Source organism: Weizmannia acidilactici, assembly GCF_008974185.1.
GTDB lineage: Bacteria > Bacillota > Bacilli > Bacillales > Bacillaceae_C > Weizmannia > Weizmannia acidilactici.
In genome coordinates this window covers 1-7,701 of record NZ_BKZP01000056.1, presented here as the reverse complement: position 1 = coordinate 7,701, position 7,701 = coordinate 1, and the positions used below count along the sequence as shown (strand labels likewise).

General features: G+C 46.5%; 6 protein-coding genes. All 6 read right to left on the bottom strand.

What is annotated here, in order from left to right:
• Window positions 1–595: 595 nt before the first annotated feature.
• Window positions 596–2,398, bottom strand: a complete 1,803-nt coding sequence (gene glmS / locus BpJC4_RS15230; protein ID WP_151698158.1) for a glutamine--fructose-6-phosphate transaminase (isomerizing) — start codon at window positions 2,396–2,398, stop codon at window positions 596–598.
• 446 nt (window positions 2,399–2,844) lie between these two features.
• Window positions 2,845–4,197, bottom strand: a complete 1,353-nt coding sequence (gene glmM, locus BpJC4_RS15220) for a phosphoglucosamine mutase (protein WP_151681647.1) — start codon at window positions 4,195–4,197, stop codon at window positions 2,845–2,847.
• Between the two features lie 28 nt (window positions 4,198–4,225).
• Window positions 4,226–5,470 carry a CdaR family protein gene (locus BpJC4_RS15215; RefSeq protein WP_151681648.1) on the bottom strand — a complete coding sequence of 415 codons (1,245 nt, stop codon included), beginning with the start codon at window positions 5,468–5,470 and terminating at the stop codon, window positions 4,226–4,228.
• On the bottom strand, window positions 5,463–6,290 hold the full coding sequence (gene cdaA / locus BpJC4_RS15210; protein ID WP_151681649.1) for a diadenylate cyclase CdaA: 828 nt from the start codon (window positions 6,288–6,290) through the stop codon (window positions 5,463–5,465). Before cdaA ends, BpJC4_RS15215 begins: the two co-directional genes overlap by 8 nt.
• 151 nt (window positions 6,291–6,441) lie before the next feature.
• On the bottom strand, window positions 6,442–7,056 hold the full coding sequence (locus tag BpJC4_RS15205; protein ID WP_151681650.1) for a zf-HC2 domain-containing protein: 615 nt from the start codon (window positions 7,054–7,056) through the stop codon (window positions 6,442–6,444).
• A 12-nt stretch (window positions 7,057–7,068) separates the two neighbouring features.
• Complete coding sequence (gene sigW, locus BpJC4_RS15200; RefSeq protein ID WP_151698157.1) at window positions 7,069–7,632, bottom strand: RNA polymerase sigma factor SigW; 564 nt, start codon at window positions 7,630–7,632, stop codon at window positions 7,069–7,071.
• Window positions 7,633–7,701: the final 69 nt, after the last annotated feature.

Sequence of the window (7,701 nt, the reverse complement as noted above, 5' to 3'; positions counted from 1 at the left end):
AACTTATAAAAATTGAAGTTTCGGTATTTAGCTGTTATTTACTTGGAATTTTCCCTCCTCACTCCCTCACCCCCCTCAAACCCTTGCGGCTCTAAGCTCCACGCCCCCTTTTTTCCTTCTTTCTTCTGTTATTAAGTTCTTCCCTCAAAGGCCCATCTTTCCTCCAATATCCCCTCTTTTTTCCGCTCTGGCTTGTATCGAATATTCTGCAAATGTAAAAAAATTCGTACCGAACAGAGAAAAGAATCAAGAGAAAATAATGGAAAAAATGATTAAAAACTATTGAAAGAGACATGGAATCATATTGAATTTGATATTGTGAAGATACCAACTGGAACAGTGTTGGACACCCCGTAAACCCACTATTGACAAGGGATTGAGGAATTATTGGACAAAACAAAAAGACTGGACCACTATTGGATCCAGCCTGAATTGGTATTGATTTAACGATTGAATAAATAATTGTCTGCCCGTTCTTTTCTCCCCACGCTCTTTTCTCTAATGTACCGACTATTTAACAGCAGGTACCAACTTTTTAGCATGGGTACGGACTTTTTAGCAGGGAGATAAAACTTGGCTTTCCCCAGGCCTTTTTTTATTCAACTGTAACCGATTTGGCTAAATTCCTCGGTTTATCGACGTCGCAGCCGCGGTGCAGGGCCGCATAATAAGCAAGCAGCTGCAACGGTATAACAGAGATAAGAGGTGTTAACAGTTCGTGTACTTTCGGAATGATGAAACGGTCGCCTTCCTCGTTCAAGCCTTTCATGGAAATGATGCAAGGGTTGGCGCCGCGGGCAATGACTTCTTTCACATTACCGCGGATGCTCCAGTTGACATCTTTTTGCGTTGCGAGGGCGACAACCGGTGTACCTTCCTCAATCAGCGCAATCGTGCCATGCTTCAGCTCGCCCCCTGCAAATCCTTCCGCTTGAATATAAGAGATTTCTTTGAGCTTCAACGCGCCTTCAAGGCAGACAAAATAATCGAGCGAACGACCGATGAAGAAGCAGTTACGCGTCACGGTCAAATAATCATATGCCATTTGTTCGACTTCTTCTTTTGACCCGCACAGCACTTCCATCGCATTTGCAACAAGGCCAAGCTCATGGACGAGGTTAAAATCTTCGCTGTAGCCGCGCGATTTCGCTGCCACATCGGCAAGGATCGCCAGGACAGCAATCTGGGCGGTATACGCCTTTGTCGATGCCACCGCAATTTCAGGTCCGGCATGAAGCAGCAAAGTATAGTCCGCTTCACGGGACAAAGTTGATCCTGGTACATTGGTTATTGTCAGCGCCTTGTAGCCCATTTCTTTGACTTTCACAAGCACAGCGCGGCTGTCAGCTGTTTCGCCGCTTTGCGAAATGAAAATAAACAGCGGTTTTTCCGAAAGCAACGGCATATTATATACAAATTCGCTCGATACATGGACTTCAACCGGGATTTTTGCGAGTTTTTCAATCAGCTGCTTCCCGACAAGGCCGGCATGATAACTTGTACCGCAGGCAATGATATAAAGCCGGTCCGCCTGCGTTACGGCATCAATAATTTGGCTGTAGATGGAAAGCCTGCCATCAATATCCTGATACGCCTGGATAATTTTCCGCATCACAAGCGGCTGCTCATCGATTTCTTTCAGCATATAATGCGGATATGTGCCTTTTTCAATGTCACTTGCATCGATTTCCGGTTTGTACGGCTTGCGGCTGACTATTTCACCTGCCAAATTTTGGATGGTGACATGCTCGCGGGTGAGCATGACCATTTCTTCGTCCATTAGCTCAATAAACTGGTCTGTCACTTGCAGCATAGCCATTGCATCGCTCGCAACCACGTTAAAGCCGTCCCCGACCCCGACAAGGAGCGGGCTTTTCTTTTTCGCCGCATAAATGGTGTTTCCGTCCTGTTCATCCAAGAGGGCAAGGGCATAAGAACCTTTCAAAAGCAGCAGCGTTTTCCGGAAAGCTTCCGCCGTCGGAAGGCCGTCCTGCACAAATTTTTCCACCAATTGCACGATGATTTCGGTGTCCGTATCGCTCTTTAAAGCCACATCCGGGAGATACTCTTTTTGCAGCAATGTATAGTTTTCAATCACACCGTTGTGCACAAGGGTAAAACGTCCGGATGCGCTTTGGTGCGGATGGGCATTTGCCCTGCTTGGCGCGCCGTGGGTTGCCCAGCGCGTATGGCCGATGCCGGTTGTAGCCGAAACATTCGGGTCGACTATATGGCGGAGGTCTTCAATCCGCCCTTTTTCTTTGAAAACATGTACGCCCGCTTCGTTCCGGAGTGCGATCCCCGCCGAATCATAACCTCTATATTCAAGTTTTTCCAAGCCTTTTAATAAAATTTCTTTCGCATCATTTGTTCCGATATAACCAACAATACCACACATTTGTTCTTCCTCCTTGGACCACAAGGGGGCAAGAACCACCGGGAGCAGTCCTGCCCCCTTATCTCTTAAAATGTCTGAAATTCTGTTTTTCTTGCACGTTAAAAATCAAACATGATCCGTTTTCTCTTCCACATACTTTTCCTTTTGTCCACCGGGTCACCCCGGTGATTTGTGGAAAAGCATACGGCTGTGTGGCAACCGGGAGGTATCCGCCGAAAACTTCGATACTCCTCCTCCTCGTCAACTAAATCCATTTCCGTCCCGGATTTAGTTCTGGCGCTTTATAGAAAATCTTTCCACTATCCTCCTTCCCTGCAAAATGAAGAGAAAACAACACCATTATCATAGCCTATTCCTGCTCTCTTCGTCAACATATTTTACAACTTACAACATAAAATATGCATAAGAGGGTTGCTGCGTTCCCCCCTTATGCATCAGGAAAACCATTATTCTTTCAGGCCCATTTCGGCTTCAACGACAGAAGCAATGCGGGAAACATATTTTTCACAGTCTTCTGCCGACGGCGCTTCCGCCATCACACGGACAAGCGGTTCGGTGCCTGACGGGCGGACAAGGATGCGGCCGTTTCCTGCCATTTCCTTTTCCACTTCTTCAATGACCGCCTTGATTTTTTCGTTTTCTTCGACGTGATGTTTATCGGTTACCTTCACGTTCACCAGTTTTTGCGGATATTTTTTCATCTCCGACGCCAATTCGGAAAGCGGCTTGTTCGTGATCTTCATGATATTGATCAGCTGCAGACCGGTCAGTAAGCCGTCGCCGGTCGTGTTATGGTCAAGGAAAATAATATGGCCAGACTGCTCGCCGCCCAGGTTATAGCCGTTTGCTTTCATTTCTTCCACAACATAACGGTCGCCCACCGCCGTTTGGACGCTGTTGATCCCCAGCGCTTCCAAGCCCTTATGGAAACCGAGATTGCTCATCACCGTTGAGACAACCGTATTTTTCTTTAAAAACCCTTCGTTTTTTAAATATTTGGCGCAAATGTACATAATCTGGTCGCCATCAACGATCTGGCCTTTTTCATCGACCGCAATCAGACGGTCGCCGTCGCCGTCAAACGCAAGCCCGACATGCGCGCCTTTTTCTTTTACGAATGTGGCAAGGGATTCCGGATGCGTAGAACCGACCCCGTCGTTAATATTCAGGCCGTTCGGGGACGCGGCCATCGTGGAAACATCCGCATCTAGATCAGCAAAAAGATAAGTGGCAAGCGAAGAAGTGGATCCGTTGGCACAATCGAGCGCTACGTGAATGCCCGTGAATTCTTCATCAACCGTCTGCTTTAGGAACTGCAAATATTTCTGGCTGCCTTCAAAGTAGTCGCTCACAATGCCGAGATCTTTCCCGACCGGGCGCGGCAGGTCATCCGTTTCGTGATTGAGCAGTTCCTCAATTTCCGCTTCCTCGTCATCGGACAGCTTAAAACCATCCGGGCCGAAAAACTTGATACCGTTGTCTTCCACCGGGTTGTGCGATGCCGAAATCATGACGCCGGCCTGTGCCCCCAGTGCTTTTGTTAAATAAGCAACACCGGGTGTTGTGATGACGCCAAGCCGCATTGCTTCCGCACCGATCGAGAGAAGCCCTGCAACAAGCGCCCCCTCAAGCATTTGCCCTGAAATGCGGGTATCCCGCCCAATCAAAACTTTCGGGCGTTCATTTGCATGTTTTGTCAAAACATATCCGCCATAGCGGCCCAGTTTAAAAGCAAGTTCCGGCGTAAGTTCAGTATTTGCAACGCCTCTAACTCCATCTGTTCCAAAATATTTACCCATCAGGTTTCGCTCCTTCTTTTCCGGATAGTCATTCTGTCTTTTGTGCTGTTTCAGTTATACGTATTTTGGCCTTATCGCTGGACAACTTCCATGTCACGTTTTTCGGCCCCGACACAATATAATTGACTTCATGGTTCCCTTCCTGTAAACCGGATAAATTGACCGATACTTTAAAGTCAGTGGCCGAAATGTTGTCCAGATCACTTTTCGTGCCTTCCGCAACGATATCAATCGTTCCGCTCTTCGGGGAAAGGAATTCCATTTCATAACCGCCGTCAAGCCCTTTTTCCTTGATCGGAATATCCGTCAGTTTTTTCTCATCCATTTTTGGTTCCACTTTGATCGTGGCGGTGACCATTTCCGGATCGACTTTGTTGATTCCGTCCGGCAGGGAAATCGGCACATCTATTTTTGCATCTTTCGTAATTTTGCTGATGTCGATATTGACAGGCAGCGTCTCTATACCGGAAAGCCGGGCGCTTGTGCCGTAAATGGTGATTTTTTTCGGGTTGGTCGTAATGCTTTTCACTGTGACATTATCATTCTCGGTGCCGATCGGGTTCACGGAAATCGGCACGGTCTTGCTCGGATTCGTGACGTTCACCGTGACATCCACCTTGCTTGGATTAACGGTGACATCCAATTTATTTAAATTCTTGTCCAAAACATTAATATTTGCTTCCTTCGTAAAACTTTCCGTAATCGGTCTGCTGTTTTCAACAGTCGCTTTGACGTAACTGATTTTTTCCACAACATCCTTCGCCCCGGTGATTTTCACCGTTCTCGGGTTGACAATCGGTGCGGATGCTTCGTATCCGGTTGCCAGCAAGTCTTTATCGTACTCCGCTTCCACATTGAAAACTTTGGATACTTTTTCCTGCACCATGACGTATGCATAAGTGCGGCTCAGTTTATATTTTAGTTTGTCCGAAAGGTTTTTCACTTTCAGCTTGGCTCTTTGCCTGCCGATCTGCGCATTGCTCAAATCCATATAAACGGTAAAATCCCTTGCTGCTTTTACCTGCTGGACAATGACTTTCGGGCCGGTCACCGTCACATCAACGGTTTTAGGGGCCCCCGATACGACAAGGTTTTTATTGTCGTAAATGAGCTGGACAGGGACATTTTGGATGGTGCCGCTGCTGTTTTTCGTCGCGGCGCCGATAATTTTATTACTGCCGTCGTTTTCCACCGCCACTGAAATATAGAGCAGAATTGCCAGGATAAGGGCCAAAATCCTCATAAACCAACGATTATCCATTAGTTTATCCATGTTTTCTTACCCTCCAGTTCCATTTCGACAAGGAAGGTTCCTTTGTTCTTTGGACATGTTTCAATTCAACTTCCAACATTTCCTGTAATTGTTCCAGGCTCAAATCCCTGTGGAGCTCACCGTTTTTTGTTACCGTAATCCCGCCTGTCTCCTCAGATACGACAACTGTCAGGCAGTCCGTCACTTCGCTGATCCCGACTGCCGCCCGGTGCCTTGTCCCGAGTTCCTTCGAAATAAAGGGGCTTTCAGAAAGCGGCAAATAGCAGGCAGCGGCGGCAACTTTCCGCTTCTGGATAATCACGGCGCCGTCATGGAGCGGAGTATTCGGAATAAAAATATTGATCAAAAGTTCGGCAGAGACAACGGAATCAAGCGGAATGCCGGTTTCGATATAATCACTTAAGCCTGTTCCCCTTTCAATCGAGATCAGGGCGCCGATCCTGCGTTTGGCCATATAGCTGGTCGCCTTGACAATGGCTTCAATCAAATGGGCTTGTTCATCTTCTTCCTGGCTGTTTGCCCGTGAAAAGAACCTCCCCCTTCCCAGCTGCTCAAGCGCGCGCCGCAATTCCGGCTGGAAAATAATGATAATCGCCAAAAAGCCGTATGTAATGGCCTGGTCCATCATCCACGCAAGCGTCTGGAGGCCGAGCAAACTGCTGAGACTCCTGACAATGATGATGACAAAAATCCCTTTCAAAAGCTGGACCGCTTTCGTTCCGCGGATGATCATCAGCAATTTATATATCACATACCAGACGACCAGTACATCAACAATATTGGAGAGATAGTTCAAGATGGGGAAATCAGCAATATGCATGACCCTGCCTCCATTAATTCATCAAACTTCATATCCTCTGTTTTCAACTGTTCTATTATATCATTTCTTGCAGAAGAAAAGGAGTTTTTGCGTACCTCCCGCGAAAAGGAAGCGGGAACCGGTCCCCGGCCCCGCATCATTATATTTATATTCAATTCAAATGCCTCCATGCATCCTGTCCCGTATCCTTTATTTTATACCAAATCCATTCAAAAACTTCATTAATCTCTTCCACATTCCCAGTCACATCCCCGGCGGATGCCATGTACTCATTTCCCCTTATAACCGTAACATTCCCCTCAACTTTCCCTTCAATCCGGATATTCCCATTCTTTACGGTGATGTCTTCTTTAATGGTTTTTCCTTTCGGCACAATCGCCATATGCCCTTTGACAATAATGTCTTTATTTTTCGTAACGGAAAATTCGTTCGGGTTGTTCCATTCCGAAAAAATCGCACCCGCCATTAAGATTAAAAACAAGCATGTGGAGACGAGGAAAGGATGCGACTTTACCCAGCGTCTCGCCCCCACCCGTTTTTTCTCTTTCGGCAGTTTGTCCATCACGCGGCTGGCAAATCCGGGGGGGGCTTGTATATTAGGAAGGCTTTGGACATAGAAAATGCTTTTCTTTAATTCGTAAAAATGTTGTCTGCACGCCCGGCATGTTTCCAGATGGTGCTCGAGGATTTTCTTATGATCTTCCGGAATGTCTTCATCCAAGTATTCATGCATATAGAGAATCATTCTCTCAGAACATGCATCCATTTTGCTTCCTCCTTATAACTTCCCCAGCTGTTTTCTCAGTGCTTCCCGCCCGCGGTGGATTCTCGTTTTGACCGTCCCTAAAGGAATGTCCAGCATTTCGCTGATTTCATTCAATGACAGTTCTTCAATATATTTTAATACAATAATGATCCGGTACTTTTCCGGCAATTTCAAAATTTCCCTTTGGATCATTTCTTGCATTTCCAACGTTTCCACCTGCATTTCCGGCAGCTTCCCTTCAGCAGGCACGGTCGAATAAAGCGTCAGTCCTTCCGTCCCTGAGATTTCCGCATCCAAATAAAAATCCGGCTTTTTCTTGCGAATCCGGTCAATGCATAAGTTCGTGGCAATCCTGTACAGCCACGAAGAAAATTTCCGTTCCTGCTTAAAGCTCCAGATATTGACATACGCACGGATAAACGTTTCCTGCGCCAAATCCTCCGCTTCGGCGCGGCTGCCGATCATGCGGAAACAGATTTGGAAAACTTTATCTTTATATATTTCAACAATATCGTTAAACGCGTTTTGGTCGCCTTTCATAACTTGTTTTATCTTTCTGTTTACAATCGCTTCCATTTTCCCCCTCCGCCCTGTGCGGTACATTAATTTACGATCAGCCCCAAAAAAAGTTTCAAAAAAGTAATA